The 14646-nt window shown below is 51.8% G+C and carries 6 protein-coding genes, 2 tRNA genes and 3 rRNA genes; 5 read left to right on the top strand and 6 right to left on the bottom strand.

The features are described 5' to 3' along the window. Nucleotides 1-7 precede the first annotated feature (7 nt). The 3 genes from JMI88_RS26195 to JMI88_RS26185 all read right to left on the bottom strand — a co-directional run bounded on the left by JMI88_RS26195 (nucleotide 8) and on the right by JMI88_RS26185 (nucleotide 2834). Nucleotides 8-649: an HD domain-containing protein gene (locus tag JMI88_RS26195; RefSeq protein WP_201364912.1), complete on the bottom strand. Its 642-nt coding sequence runs from the start codon at nucleotides 647-649 to the stop codon at nucleotides 8-10. A 126-nt stretch (nucleotides 650-775) separates the two neighbouring features. Continuing rightward, nucleotides 776-1363: a CHAD domain-containing protein gene (locus tag JMI88_RS40245; protein WP_201364911.1), complete on the bottom strand. Its 588-nt coding sequence runs from the start codon at nucleotides 1361-1363 to the stop codon at nucleotides 776-778. Next, nucleotides 1350-2834 (bottom strand): Ppx/GppA phosphatase family protein, encoded by a 1485-nt coding sequence (locus tag JMI88_RS26185; RefSeq protein WP_201364910.1) that lies wholly within the window; start codon nucleotides 2832-2834, stop codon nucleotides 1350-1352. Before JMI88_RS26185 ends, JMI88_RS40245 begins: the two co-directional genes overlap by 14 nt. A gap of 268 nt (nucleotides 2835-3102) precedes the next feature. Here JMI88_RS26185 and JMI88_RS26180 point away from each other — a divergent pair. Beyond that, nucleotides 3103-3189 (top strand) — tRNA-Leu (locus JMI88_RS26180). Nucleotides 3190-3402: 213 nt separating this feature from the next. Beyond that, nucleotides 3403-3486, top strand: a tRNA-Leu gene (locus tag JMI88_RS26175). Between the two features lie 72 nt (nucleotides 3487-3558). Here the strand turns inward: JMI88_RS26175 and JMI88_RS26170 are convergent. Next, nucleotides 3559-5097 carry a serine/threonine protein kinase gene (locus JMI88_RS26170; RefSeq protein ID WP_201364909.1) on the bottom strand — a complete coding sequence of 513 codons (1539 nt, stop codon included), beginning with the start codon at nucleotides 5095-5097 and terminating at the stop codon, nucleotides 3559-3561. 306 nt (nucleotides 5098-5403) lie between these two features. Further along, nucleotides 5404-8369, bottom strand: a 23S ribosomal RNA gene (locus JMI88_RS26165). A 20-nt stretch (nucleotides 8370-8389) separates the two neighbouring features. On the opposite strand from JMI88_RS26165, the gene JMI88_RS26160 reads away from it, so the two are divergent. Further along, nucleotides 8390-8740 carry a hypothetical protein gene (locus JMI88_RS26160; protein ID WP_201364908.1) on the top strand — a complete coding sequence of 117 codons (351 nt, stop codon included), beginning with the start codon at nucleotides 8390-8392 and terminating at the stop codon, nucleotides 8738-8740. A gap of 45 nt (nucleotides 8741-8785) precedes the next feature. Here JMI88_RS26160 and JMI88_RS26155 read toward each other — a convergent pair. Continuing rightward, nucleotides 8786-10266, bottom strand: a 16S ribosomal RNA gene (locus tag JMI88_RS26155). Between the two features lie 1118 nt (nucleotides 10267-11384). On the opposite strand from JMI88_RS26155, the gene rrf reads away from it, so the two are divergent. Continuing rightward, nucleotides 11385-11501: ribosomal RNA gene (rrf, locus tag JMI88_RS26150) — 5S ribosomal RNA — on the top strand. A 192-nt stretch (nucleotides 11502-11693) separates the two neighbouring features. Further along, nucleotides 11694-14609 (top strand): ATP-dependent DNA helicase, encoded by a 2916-nt coding sequence (locus JMI88_RS26145; RefSeq protein WP_201364907.1) that lies wholly within the window; start codon nucleotides 11694-11696, stop codon nucleotides 14607-14609. Nucleotides 14610-14646 lie beyond the last annotated feature (37 nt).

The following is a 14646-nucleotide window of genomic DNA, read 5'->3' as shown; positions in this document are numbered from 1 at the left end:
TTCGTGACTAATCATGGGTAACGAAGTGCAGCTTGCGATCGAAGGCCTTTTCAAATAAATCAGCCTTCTCCTGCGCACGTTCCAATTCAACGTCTAGATCGGCCAATGGACGTACCCACAAACGCAGGGTCCAATGCTTATCAGTACAATGCGCCAGATCAGCGGCCACATTGAGCACCCGGCCATCATGATCGTAATCCAGAGCATCCGCTATACGCAACAAAGCTGAGAGCGCAGAGACGCGCTTGCGAGCATTGGGAGAGAGGGCCGCGTACTCTTCATGGTCTGTGCTTGGCAATGCCCGTCGATGATAGCGGGCAATACAGGCGATCTCGTGGCGCTGCTTATCCGAAAAATCGGGCAGTGGAGTCTCTTTAATCAAGCGATACGAGTGCTTATGATGGCGACGTGCCTCTACCATCATACCTGTATTATGCAGAAAAGCGGCCCGCTCCAATAAACGCAAGCCACGTTTACCATACCCATGCAAAGGACGAGTAGCCTCAAACAACTGTCTGGAGAGACGCATTACCTGACGAGCATGGGGCCAATCTTCGACCAGCAAACCACCGCTCAACTGGAGCTCTTCCGCCGTCGGCTCATCGTTTCTGACTCCACTCAACTCTTGAACTGAATCTTGCATCATCATGCGCATATACCTCCAAGGATACAGTATACATCCAAGATTCCACCTGGTCGGTGAAAAATATGCCTCCCACCTTATATCCCTGTTTCTTTCATTACACGAATTCGACAAATTTAAATAGCCAGGCTGTTATTCATTATCAGCAAGCAGATTGAGAATTTTATGCTGAAAATTTTGCTGCTTGAGCTGATACCAGTGCTGGTAAAAAGTTTTATACAAGTGTTCACGATGTTGCTGCAAGTCGCGCAACAATAGTTCCAAACCCTCACGCTGCTCAGCCACGAGAGGCGTAGAGGGCTGCAAAAGGTGCTCTACTAATGCTGGATTGACCGCCGGGCGCTTTTTCTGGCCCTGGCGGGCCGCTGTCAGCAGCGCCTGCTCATAAACAGCTCCACTATCCTGCCCACCCAGACAGAGCCGCAACAAAGCAACCATGACATCGTTATCGTGTAATGAACCCAGTTCTTCCTGGATTTGTTCTACATCCTTGATGATTGAGGCACATTCTTCGGGGAATGTATCTTCGAAAATTTCCAGGGTGTAGCGCAAGCGTTTGGCTGCAATCCGTAGATTGTGCAGGTTCTGGACTGCGTAAGGATCATCTACGTAGGTTTCCCAGCTAAACATTTCGGCTAACCGCACTCTGGCAATTGCGCGGGCATTCTTGCCGGTTGAGGCATGCAGATCCAGATCGGTTACCATACTAGCCTTTGCCATGGATAGCCTCCTCTTCTGGCAAACATGCCATCACGCGACGCAGAAATGCTTTGTCCTTCAATGATTGTAAATATTGTTCCATCTTGCGCTGATGCTCCTGCCGATAATTGGTCAGCTGCTGGATTAACCACTCACAGCCCTGCTGCTGAGCCAGTGATACGTTTTCGGATTGCCTGTGTAGATTCTCAATCATTACATCTGTATCACGAGCCGGACCCAGGATATCGGCAAGCTCTCTCACTTGCTGATAGGCGACTTTAAATTTTTGGGGATCACAGACAGACTGATAGGCGTCCATAACAGCACGCAGACGGCGCGAGGCCACACGCATTTTATGCACCGCTTCACTATCTTCTTGACTCAAAACCTCGTCGCGCCAGCTCAGCATGGTTTCAGCTCGCTCTTGAAACAGGCGCCGACCGGTGGAAACAAAGTCATCATGATAGGTGACTGTAGAATCCATTAGCTCCCTATCAGCGATCAGTTGTTGGGACGTCTGCTGGGACACTTGAGCCTGCTGTTGAGCACGTTGCAACCACTGCTCGCCCTCACGGCAATAGACCATGGCCAATCCTTCCCGAATACCAAACGAGCTAATATGGATTTCTTTCAAATGAAAGGTTTCAAGGACCGCCGTCAGAATTAAGGCACCAGCAGCAATGATACGAGCACGCTGCACATCCAGCTGGTAGCGCCGGGCGATCTCTTCCGCTGGCAAAGCCCACAATAATCCTTCACAGCGTAGTAGATCTTCGTACGTCAATATACTCACGCTGTCATCCAACTTAAAGGCCCGCTGTGAGAGTAACAGCAGAGAGTTTGCGCTCCCCCCCGTCACAAAGAGCACTGACGGAAAAGACTTGATATTCAATCCTGTTAAATAAGTACGCAAGAACGCTCTGGCTGTCGATTGGTCGTCCGCCGTTGGCGGATCAGATTGCAAATAACGATCGTGCAGCCAGCCTGAACCAATTGGCAACGAAGTGTGCCAGGAAATCTGAGCATTTTTGGCCAGAATCAGTTCGGTACTGCCACCCCCCATATCCATCACTCCAAACTGGCTAGGCGGCTGGGGTAGCTTATTCACAGCATAGGTCGCCCCATAAAATGTGAGCGTCGCCTCTACATCACCGCCAATGCAGTGTACCTCAATACCAGTTTCCCTCTGGATAGCCTGCAGAAAGTCTGCACGATTCGTAGCCTTACGGATGGCTTCAGTCGCAATCGCCAATGTCGTCTGTGCTTCAAACTCTTTAGCTAATGCTTGAAACTTTTTAAGTACAGAAATTGTGAGTGCTTGCTTTTCGGGTGAAATCGTATCTGTAGCATTGACGCTTTCACCAATACGCACCAGGGCTTCATCAGCGGCCAGAATTTCAAAGTCAGTAGCAGAGCAGCGAGCAACCACGACACGCAAGGTATTACTACCAATGTCGATAGCCATGCACACGGATGCGGTTGGCTCTGGCATGTATTACTCCAAATTTCTATTTCTTTGATAAAACTTTATAAAATACACACAGATCGTTGCGAGTAAGTCTAGCAATAGTATCTAAGTGCAACATACCCCAGATTTATTCCTTCGGAGACACTAGTGTTATTATAACATGAATTTTGAGATATTAATGAAGAGCTTATCAAAATAAAAATTCAGGGACCAGATCTTTGAAATTATGGGTCTAAACCTATTGACAGAAGCAGCGAGATCCTGTATTATAGGCCCATCCTGAACGGAACAAGCCGAAGTGGTGAAATTGGTAGACACGCAACGTTCAGGGCGTTGTGCTCGCAAGGGCATGGGGGTTCGAGTCCCCCCTTCGGCACCAATTCCCGCCTTCTCCTGAGTGATCAAGAGAAGGCGGTTTTGTTTTGCCCCGGTGCTTAAATGTTTGCATGCGTCGAGTGGGAAATTGGGCGCAAGGCCCGAACCTATTTTTGGTGAGGCGGAAAATAGGGGCCCAAACTATAAAAATGCCCGAAAAATCTCGTTGACAAGCCGCCAGGAATCCTGTATGATATACCCATCCTGAACGGAACAAGCCGAAGTGGTGAAATTGGTAGACACGCAACGTTCAGGGCGTTGTGCTCGCAAGGGCATGGGGGTTCGAGTCCCCCCTTCGGCATCAATTCCCGCCTTCTCCTGAGTGATCAAGAGAAGGCGGTTTTGTTTTACTGCTAAAGTGGAGCGTCAATACTCATTTATAAATATGATCTGGCTCTTGTTGATCGCTGGTAATAGCAATTTGCTCTATTTTCCAGGAGCCATCCGCCTGTCGATTGACGATACCGTTCCAGCGATAATAGCGCGTCAGCATCCCCTGCGGATCTTTCTCCTGCGTTTGTAGCTGCAAAGTAATATCTACTTCCGAGGGTGAGCGCTCAACAGACTGCTTGAACAGCATATCACTATGCGTCAGTTGCTGATAATTGCGCATAAAGCGTTCATAGCTAGTGTGTCGCTGAAAATTTGGACTACAGAGGGCATAGGCCAGGCGATAGTTGTGTTGATTGAGATCATCATAATACTGGCTGACTACCACACGAGCCTGCTCTGATGGCGTTATAGGAGAAGTCGCAAACGCTCCCAGGATATGCAGCAAGGCCAGCGTACCAATGCCTACCATGGCGAATAGGGGCAGGCATCTAAGCAAAAAGAAACTGAGCAGGCGCGGCTTGCGCGAGATCGTTGAGGGCAGAGGTAAAACCTGTTCCTGTATATAAGAAAATCCAAAATCTGTTGAGAGTGGACCTCCGTCGGCAACTGTTCTGGCTGGATGCGGCTGGCTGACAGGAGCGTCCGCCACTGATTGCGGTATAGGTGTAGCAATAAATTCTAGCTTATATAACTCACTACTGGCCAGCGGGGATGTCTGAAAATGAAGGTGATGTGCCAGCGACTGTTGCGGCTTATCAATTACTGCTATAGCTGCGGCAAAAGCCTGGGTCAGTTCACCAACTGATTTATAGCGCTCGGTGTGGCACCTGGCGGTCGCTTTCTGCAGAACCCGATCCAGGGTTAGCGGCAAATCGGAGGCGAGCGTGGCAACCGAAGGGATTGTTTCTTGAAGATGCTGGCGCATCAGAGCATAAGTGCTCTCCCCTTTAAATGGCACATGGCCACACAACATCTGAAAGAGCAGAATTCCCAACTGATAGATATCTGAGTAATGGGTAAGCGGCTCCCCACGCACCATTTCAGGGGACATATAGAGGGCGGTGGTATGGTCGACATCAGCTGTGCTTTCAGCCAAATTAGCCAGCGCAAAATCAGTCAGAAGCAGGCGCCCATCTGAGTTGATGAAGATATTAGTTGGTTTCAAATCTCCATGAACAGCATGCAGGGAATGCGCATAATCCAGCGCGGAAGCGATTTGCAATAAATAAGAAAGTATCTGCTGCGGCGCCAGTTTGCCCTCGCGCTTTAGTACCTGCTCCAGATTACTAGTTCCAAGGTAGGGCATCACCATATACGCCAATTGATCATGTTCTTCATAGTCCAGCAGGGGAAGGATATGGGGATGTTCCAGTCGAGCAATATTTGTTACTTCGCGCCGAAAGCGCAAGAAAAAATCATCCAGCCGGGGCGACTGTGCTTGCACAATTTTTACCGCTACCAGGCGTCCAGGATGAAATTGTCTGGCCAGATAAATAGTACTGAGTTGACTATGCCCGACTACTTTTTCAAGCGTATAATTCCCCAGGACAGTTCCAACAAGATCATCATTCACTTTCATAATGCACGCGCCCTTTTGACTAAATTGTTACCTGATGCAAAAAGGTCAGCAATTCAGTGAGTCAGGTAGATAAAGTGCCTTACGTTATAATAACTTAAAAATGCCTAAAGGGAAGTAAATGAGAAGAGAGATCTCCGCAGGATTGAGCGTAAAAAAAGATCCGCTATATATATAACGAATCTTGAAGTCTTTTTTTATTCCGTAGAATAACTGGAAATAGTATTCCCTCAATTTTGCCGAGCGCACTGCCATCCAAGGAGTGAAGCAGAGAACGCGCATTCTTGAGCCACGATAAAGATACAATGGTGAAACAAGCCGTACGATCATTAGGGCGACTTCGCTCCGCCTGTTACCAGGTGTCCACGTGTCGTCTATCCACCAGGTCGTCTTCCTGGGATCTTGATCACACGCATGTGATGGGAGAACTCGTCTTGGGTGCGGCTTCGCGCTTAGATGCTTTCAGCGCTTATCCCTTCTCGACATAGCTATCCAGCTCTGGCCCGGGCAGGCCAACTGGCACACCAGCGGTCGAGCCATCTCGGTCCTCTCGTACTGGAGATGACGCCCCTCAATTCTCCTTCGCCCACGACGGATAGAGACCGAACTGTCTCGCGACGTTCTGAACCCAGCTCGCGTGCCGCTTTCATGGGCGAACAGCCCAACCCTTGGGACCTACTCCAGCCCCAGGATGCGACGAGCCGACATCGAGGTGCCAAACCTTGCCGTCGATGTGAACTCTTGGGCAAGATAAGCCTGTTATCCCCGGGGTAGCTTTTATCCGTTGAGCCACACTCCTTCCACTCGGGAATGTGGGATCACTAAGCCCGACTTTCGTCCCTGCTCGACCTGTCCGTCTTGCAGTCAAGCTCCCTTGTGCCTTTACACTCTCATGGGTGATGTCCATCCACCCTGAGGGAACCTTTGGGCGCCTCCGTTACTCTTTGGGAGGCGACCGCCCCAGTCAAACTACCCGCCTGATCCTGTCCACGTCCCGGCTCACGGTGACGTGTGAGAAACAAAACACACCGAGAGTGGTATTTCACTGCTGTCTCCCCTACCCCCACAAGGATAGGTTCTCCGACTCCCACCTATGCTACGCACGCTCTGCCTCGTTTCCGGGTCAAGGTGTAGTAAAGCTCCACGGGGTCTTTTTGTCCTGTCGTGGGTAACCCGTATCTTCACGGGTACTTCAATTTCGCCGAGTCCTCTGTCGAGACAGTGCTCAACTCGTTACTCCTTTCGTGCGGGTCGGAACTTACCCGACAAGGAATTTCGCTACCTTAGGACCGTTATAGTTACGGCCGCCGTTCACCGGGGCTTAGATTCGCGGCTACGCACACCGCTCCTCGTAACCTTCCGGCACTGGGCAGGAGTCAGCCCCTATACTTCCGCTTGCGCGTTCGCAGAGACCTGTGTTTTTGGTAAACAGTCGGTTGAGCCAATTTCTTGCAACCCCCTCACCCCCAGGTAAACCTGAAAGCTACTAGGGCACCCCTTCTTCCGAAGGTACGGGGTCAATTTGCCGAGTTCCTTAACAGAGGGTCGCTCGATCACCTGGGGAGTGTTCCCCCTGCCTACCTGTGTCGGTATGCGGTACGGGCGGAGACGACTCTGGCGAGAGGCTTTTCTTGGCGGCCTAGGGGCCGATGACTTCCGCGGACTTGTCGTCCGCTCGCTGCACGTGTCATGCACAGGAAACCGGGATTTGCCTCGGCTTCGCACTTCAACGCACAGACCCATCCTGTCCAATCGATGGGCTCACCTTCCTTACCGCGTCCCCCCATTGCTCCTAACGAGCATCTCCGGTGCAGGAATCTCTGACCTGCTTTCCATCGCCTACGACTGTGACGTCCTCGGCTTAGGACCCGACTCACCCTGGGACGATTGACGGTGCCCAGGAACCCTCAGGCATTCGGTGTGTCTGGTTATCACAGACATGACGCTACTCATTCCGGCATTCTCACTTCTGTTCGCTCCACCAGTCCTCACGATCTGGCTTCTCTGCCCAACAGAACGCTCCCCTACCAATCTCTCGTGACGAGAGATTCCATGGCTTCGGTACCATACTTGAGCCTCGATACGTTGTCGGTGCCACGACACTCGACCAGTGAGCTATTACGCACTCTTTAAATGGTGGCTGCTTCTAAGCCAACATCCTGGCTGTTTGGGCGTTGTGACCCCCTTTGACACTAAGCATGGATTTGGAGACCTTAGCCGATGGTCTGGGCTGTTTCCCTTTTGACGACGAAGCTTAGCCCCCGCCGTCTCACTTGCATGCATGCTGTCCTGGCATTCGCAGTTTGCTTGGGTTTGGTAACCTGCACGAGGCCCCTAGCCCATTCAGAGCTCTACCTCCAGGATAGTACAACATACAGCTGTACCTCAATACATTTCGGGGAGAACCAGCTATCTCCGTGTTCGATTGGAATTTCTCCCCTATCCACAAGTCATCCCCCAGTTTTGCAACACTGGTGGGTGCGAGCCTCGACGGACTGTCACATCCGCTTCACTCTGCTCATGGATAGCTCACACGGTTTCGGGTCGCATCGCCGCAACATTCCGCCCTCTTCAGACTCGGTTGCCCTGGGGCTCCCCAGCTTTAGCGCTGGTTAGCCAGGCTACGACGATGCACTCGCCGGATCATTCTACAAAAGGCACGCCATCAGCCCTTGGTAGCTCGTGCTACAGTGGCCTCTGACTGCTGGTGAGTACGTGGTTTCAGGGTCTCTTTCATCCCCCTCTCGGGGTGCTTTTCACCTTTCCCTCACGGTACTTGTTCGCTATCGGTCGCTAAAGATGTGTAGCCTTGGAGGGTGGTCCCCCCAGCTTCCCACAAGATTGCACGTGTCTCGTGGTACTCAGGATCCCGACCCAGTCCCTCCGCTCGTCCTCTACGAGACTCTCACTCGCTCTGGTCACGCTTTCCAACGTGTTCAAGTAAGCCAGGGTCCTTTGTTGTCGGTCCTACAACCCCACTGGTTCCGCAGAACCACTGGTTTGGGCTCTTCCCGGTTCGCTCGCCACTACTACGGGAATCTCGGTTGATTTCTGTTCGTCGAGTTACTGAGATGTTTCAGTTCACCCGCTGCCCCCCGTCACTGCCTATGTGTTCAGCAGGCGGTCTCCAGACATCACTCTGGAGGAGTTGCCTCATTCGGATTCTCGGGGTTCATCGCTTGTATGCAGCTCCCCCCGAACGTTTCGCCGGTCTCCGCGTCCTTCTTCGGTCTTTAGCGCCAAGGCATCCACCTCGTACTCTGTGTAGCTTGTTCTCTTCGTTTAGATCTACATCATGTCTCTGAATGCTTTGACTTGTTCTCAAATCGAACAAATCGATCCTCTGCTTCAACTCTGGCTGGCATATCAATCGCTCAGCAAAATTGAAGGAATACTATCTTCAGTTGTTCAGGTGCACTGTTGTGGCTGCCGCCACACGCGTCGCCGCCTGCGGCGGCTCGCAGAAGAGGGAGAGAAGATCGTGGGGGCCACCCCCACACCCCCGGCAGGGGGACAACCGTCCCCCTGCACCCCCTGGTGCGCCATACGTGTTGCGGGTACTGTACCCCAACAGCTCAAGAGTGGAAACCAGCTTCGCTTCTGGCAACACAGCGACCGTGTCCTGTTCGACCTGGAAGTGGGATGAGACTCTGTTGTCATGGTATCCATGACCCCCATCCAAGCTCCCTAGAAAGGAGGTGATCCAGCCGCACCTTCCGGTACGGCTACCTTGTTACGACTTCACCCCAATCACTGACCCCACCCTCGACGCTTGCCCCCCCGAAGGGTTAGCCCAGCGGCTTCAGGTGTTGCCAACTTTCGTGGTGTGACGGGCGGTGTGTACAAGACCCGGGAACGTATTCACCGTAGTGTGCTGACCTACGGTTACTAGCAACTCCAACTTCATGGAGGCGGGTTGCAGCCTCCAATCTGAACTGAGGCCAGGTTTGACGAGATTAGCTCCCCCTCGCGGGTTGGCCACTCTTTGTCCTGACCATTGTAGCGTGTGTGTCGCCCAAGGCGTAAGGGCCGTGCTGACTTGACGTCATCCCCGCCTTCCTCCATTTTGAAATGGCAGTTTCGTTAGAGAAGTTCAACTAACGACAGGGGTTGCGCTCGTTGCGGGACTTAACCCAACATCTCACGACACGAGCTGACGACAGCCATGCAGCACCTGTGAACCCGCTCCGAAGAGACAGCCCGTTACGGCTGGTGCAGGTCCATGTCAAGCCTTGGTAAGGTTCTTCGCGTTGCATCGAATTAAACCACACGCTCCGCTGCTTGTGCGGGTCCCCGTCAATTCCTTTGAGTTTTAATCTTGCGACCGTACTCCCCAGGCGGACCACTTACTGTGTTAACTGCGACACTGAAGGGGTCGATACCCCCAACGTCTAGTGGTCATCGTTTACGGCTAGGACTACCAGGGTATCTAATCCTGTTCGCTCCCCTAGCTTTCGCACCTGAGCGTCAGGTGCTTCCCAGGACACTGCCTTCGCCATTGGTGTTCCTCCGGATATCTACGCATTTCACCACTCCACCCGGAATTCCGTGTCCCTCTGAAGCCCTCAAGTCAGACAGTTTCCATCGTCCTTCGTCAGTTGAGCCGACGACTGTCACCACAGACTTATCTGACCGCCTGCGTGCGCTTTACGCCCAGTAACTCCGGACAACGCTCGCCTCCTACGTATTACCGCGGCTGCTGGCACGTAGTTAGCCGAGGCTGATTCCTCTGGTACCGTCCGTTCTCGTCCCAGAGAAAAGCAGTTTACAACCCGAAGGCCGTCATCCTGCACGCGGCGTTGCTCGTTCAGGGTTGCCCCCATTGACGAAAATTCCTCACTGCTGCCCCCCGTAGGAGTCTGGGCCGTTCTCAATCCCAGTGTGGCTGATCGTCCTCTCAGACCAGCTATCGATCGTCGCCTTGGTAGGCCATTACCCCACCAACCAACTAATCGAGCGCAGGCTCATCTCCGGGCGCTCTTGCGAGCTTTGCTCGTTGCCGAGCGTATGCGGTATTGTCGGCGATTTCTCGCCGGTATTCCTCACCCAGAGGGAGATAACCCACGTGTTACTCACCCGTCCGCCACTCCCTTATTGCTAAGGGCGTTCGACTTGCATGTGTTAGGCACGCCGCCAGCGTTTATCCTGAGCCAGGATCAAACTCGCCATCCAATTGTTTTTTATAGACACATCACGCTCAACGAGCGAATGTCAATTGCATGTGAAGTTGCGATCATGGCCAAGTTACATTAACATTGGCTTGTTTCGCAGATTCTATGGTCACCATCGCAGGAGAACTGCGCTGGGACCGAATTGACAGGAACTGGTTACTTGTATTGTTTGTTCCAGTTGCTGTTCTGCTTTCCACTCTTCAGTTGTCAAGGTACGCAATCGACGAAACCAGTGTTTCATCATCGGACAAGCGTTTGTTCTTTTTTCGTTCGCTTGTCTCGTGTGCTGTAGTATCGCATATCCATTGTGCTTTGTCAAGCGGTTTTTGACCACTTTTTGGCTGGCTCCGAAAATTCGTTATGCCCCCTGGTTGCCGTGGCAACCACCGGTCAAAACGGCCTGACACGCCCACGGACGCAATGTTGCGTTGAGTGTGTTCATAGGGAATGATAATCCCGGAGGAGCTACTTTACCGTAGCACAACTGCGACATAGGGACAGGAGCACCCACGCTCAGGGAGGCGGTGATTGTCTCTTTGTTGACAGCTCGATGATTATGCCATAGTGCCAATCATCTGTCAAGCACTTTTTAGACGTATTTTAATTCGATCGCAAAATTCGTCTTCTTCTGGCTCCATGTGAAAATTTGAATGATGCTCTTTCCAAATTTTCACATGGAGCCAGAAGAAACGAAACCCATAGGTTCGGAGCTCGCCTCCGATTGGAGCCGATAGGCGACCCCGGTATCCCCGTGACATCGCTAGCTATTGCATACCGTTGCCCGGGCACGGGTACCCCCGTGATCAAGGAGCGGCGACGTCACCCCAGGCACGTTGGCCAAAGGAATCGCAGGGGCACCCTCTCTGGTCGAGGGGATGCCGGTGAGGAGCCGAACCGGCCGGGCACCGGGGTCGCCGCTCCTTGCGGAGGGCTCCAATCGGAGGCAAGCTCCAAACCTATGAGGACGTTTTCGTGTGGGAGGGGCGTGGTCGATGCCCCTTCACGTGGTCGAGCTGGCAACAATGTGAATGATGCCCACTTAGAAAAAAGGGGTTGACACAACAATAACGCTGTAGTATTATCTCTTCTGTCAGAAAAACCACTTGCATGTGCAGGCGAGCTGGTGACTGTAGAGAAGAGGGCACACCCGTTCCCATCCCGAACACGGAAGTTAAGCTCTTCATCCCCGATGATACTGCGTGGGCAACTGCGTGGGAAAATAGGAAGTCGCCGTCTCACCTGCCCACACAGGTGGTTTTTTTGTTGCCTTTTGAAGCGCCCACAAGGAGTGCATCTACAGCCTTTCTTGCCAAAAAAGCGGGTCCCTCTGCGTATATCTATAAATGAGAAACCAGAGCTATCGTTTTGTATGGGCGAACTGGCTGGATGCAGCGGTTTGCTCCTTCTGTTTAGAAAGCATGCCGATTGATGAGAGAAACCAGTGGCGCGATTTCCCCTCTGTTGACCTCCCACTATAAAATGAATGATGATCAGCGGACCATTATTGCCCATAAACAGGGACCCTTGCGCGTGATCGCCGGTCCTGGTTCTGGCAAGACCTATAGTCTGACACTGCTGGCGATGAACCTACTTCTCTGCGATGATACGCCACCGGAAGGCATTGTTTTGTGCACCTATACCCAGAAGGCCGCTTATGAGATGCAGGATCGGTTGCTGGAGATTGCGCGCACCATCGGCTATACGCAGGATCTCTCACAGATCAAGATCGGCACCATCCATAGTATCTGTAAGCAGTTTCTGATCCGCCATCTGCACCATACACCACTGGGCAATAATTTTGAGACGCTGGATCAGTTTTCGCAGCAGATGTTGATCTATCGTCACCTGGATGAACTGTGTGGACCGGGAATGCTGCGGTTTCTGGGCGAGCAGTGGGGTAACGGCTGGCAAATTGCCAAAAAATTGCAGTTCCTGTGCGATAAAATCGCTGAGGAGCTGATCATAGATAAGTTGCTGCAAGAATTTCCTCGCCCTTATCTGGATGCAAGCAGTGATCAGCGCACCCTGACCAGTATGTTGCCGCACATCTATCTAAAATATGCTGAGCTCTTGCGTGATGCCAATTATGTTGACTTCGCGCATTTACAAAAATATGCCTACGACTTACTCCAACAGCCAGCGGTCTTTCAGAATATTGCTCAGCATATCCGTTATGTGCTGGTCGATGAATATCAGGATACCAATTATATCCAGGAACAGATTCTCTCACGCCTGGCTTCGGCAAACGACCAGCATAATCTGTGTGTGGTGGGCGATGAGGATCAGGCGCTCTATCGCTTTCGCGGCGCTACGGTACGCAATATCCTGGAATTCGCACAGACATTTCCTGACTGTAAGCAGGTGCAGTTGACGATCAATTACCGCTCGCACGCGGCTATTATTGCTACCTGCAATCAATGGATGGATACACTTAATGCGTCACTCCCCCACGCACCCGAGCATTTGTCCAGTATCTTTCGTACCGAGAAAACAATACGCTCGGCTCTCCCTGCCGCTGAGACAGCACACTATCCAGCAGTGATTACGCTGGAGACCAGGGATAACTATGATGAGGCGGAGCAATTCGCGCGCTTGATCTATGAGTTGAAACAGGAGGGGCGTATTCAAGACTACAGCCAGGTTGCTATCCTGCTGCATAGTGTGCGCTCGTTCTACAGTCAGCCATACATAGATGCACTCAACAAGTACCATATTTCAGCCTATTGTCCCCGGGCACGCAACTATTTCAATCAGCCGGAGATCCAATTATTGCTGGGATGTTTTGCCCAGTTGCTACATCTGCAAGAGGCCGAATTTACGCCCGAGCAAGAAAATTTTATGCTCTATCTCCAAACATGCCGGGAGCTGCTCACCCAGACCTGTCAGCGACACAGGGATTTAACCACCGAGCTACACACTATTCAAGAGGAAATCTGGACGACCAGTGAGTGGTCTGAAACTGCGGAAAAGCAGTTGGCAGATTATTTCTATCGTTTCATTTTTACTTCCGCCTTCGATATATATCGAGCGGATAAACATGCCCTGGCCAGTCTGGTTATTTTCTCACAACATTTAAAGGCTTTTTTGACCAGCTTTCAACATACCAATCTGAGTACCAGGAATCTGGCCGTTATCCAGTACGATTTCTTTCATACCTTCCTCTATTTTCTCCATCTGGATGGAGTCAATCAATTTGAGAATCCCGATGAGCTGGTGCCGTTGGATCATGTGCAGATTATGACAATCCACCAGGCTAAGGGACTGGAATTTCCGGTGGTGATTGTGGGACGGCTGGATAAGGCACCTCCCCAGGGAAGCAATGAAGATAAGGGGCTGCGGCCATATTATCAGCGGGAACCCATTGAGCCAGAGAAGTACATCCCGGCCTTTGATATGCGGCGCCTGTTCTATGTGGCTTTTTCTCGAGCCAGGCAGGTGTTGATTCTGAGCGCGCCTCAGAAGCCCCATAGTCAGTTTAGCCTGCTCTGGTACAATACGCAGGCACTGGAGTATCACTACCGCGAGCTGATGATGAGTATGCCTCCGGCGGAAGCCGTTCAGCCACATGAGCCACCCAAACGGCGCCTGAGCCTGACCAGCCATATCGCTCTCTACGATACCTGTCCCCGACAATTTGAGTACCTGCGCGAGCATAACTTCAGTCCGGCTCATACAAAGAATACCTTTTATGGACAGCTGATTCACCAGACACTGGAGGGCATTCATCGCCTCGCCCTTGAGCAGCCGCTGAGCAGCGTACACGAGAATTTAATTCTGGAGCTGTTTGAACGGACCTTTTATTTTCTGACCTGCAGCGGAATGACGCCGCTGGATAGAACCAGTAAACATAAGGCTCTGGTCCAGATTTTGCGCTACTTTGATCAGAATCAAGCATTGCTTAACCAGGTCTACGATGCCGAATATAACTTTCAGGTCGAGAAGGATCAGTATCTGTTGACGGGCAAGATGGATCTGCTGTTGGAGGGACAGGAGGGATTAGAGATTATAGATTTTAAGACTGGTACCCGGCCCGAACAGGATGCGGCGATTCTGGCGGCCTATAAGCAACAACTCTACCTGTATGCGCATGCCCTGGAACACCGGACGCGCCAGCTGCCCTCACGTCTGTATCTCTATTGGACGGCAGAGCCCGCCAGGCAAGATGCCATGATGGAGGTGCCTTTTCATGAGGAAAACCTGGAGCAGGTTGGTAGTTACTTTGATACGATCAGCCATAAGATTCTGAACAAACAGTTCGAGGTGGTGACGCCTCCTCCACCATCGGTCTGCCAGAGTTGCGATATCCGCTATCTATGCACAAAGCAAGGGACCATCTCACTGTGAGATACGTCCCTTGTCTGTCCCTTATACAGCCAGCCAG

Source organism: Dictyobacter formicarum (genome assembly GCF_016587435.1).
Note: the sequence above shows the minus strand (reverse complement) of the source record. Positions and strands in the feature narration are given on the sequence as shown.

Excerpts from the sequence above, each read along its gene's own strand:
- JMI88_RS40245 (WP_201364911.1), bottom strand. The coding sequence starts at position 1,363 with ATGGCAAAGGCTAGTATGGTAACCGATCTGGATCTGCATGCCTCAACC.
- JMI88_RS26160 (WP_201364908.1), top strand. The coding sequence starts at position 8,390 with ATGTCTCTGAATGCTTTGACTTGTTCTCAAATCGAACAAATCGATCCT.
- JMI88_RS26185 (WP_201364910.1), bottom strand. The coding sequence starts at position 2,834 with ATGCCAGAGCCAACCGCATCCGTGTGCATGGCTATCGACATTGGTAGT.
- JMI88_RS26145 (WP_201364907.1), top strand. The coding sequence starts at position 11,694 with ATGAGAGAAACCAGTGGCGCGATTTCCCCTCTGTTGACCTCCCACTAT.
- JMI88_RS26170 (WP_201364909.1), bottom strand. The coding sequence starts at position 5,097 with ATGAAAGTGAATGATGATCTTGTTGGAACTGTCCTGGGGAATTATACG.
- JMI88_RS26195 (WP_201364912.1), bottom strand. The coding sequence starts at position 649 with ATGATGATGCAAGATTCAGTTCAAGAGTTGAGTGGAGTCAGAAACGAT.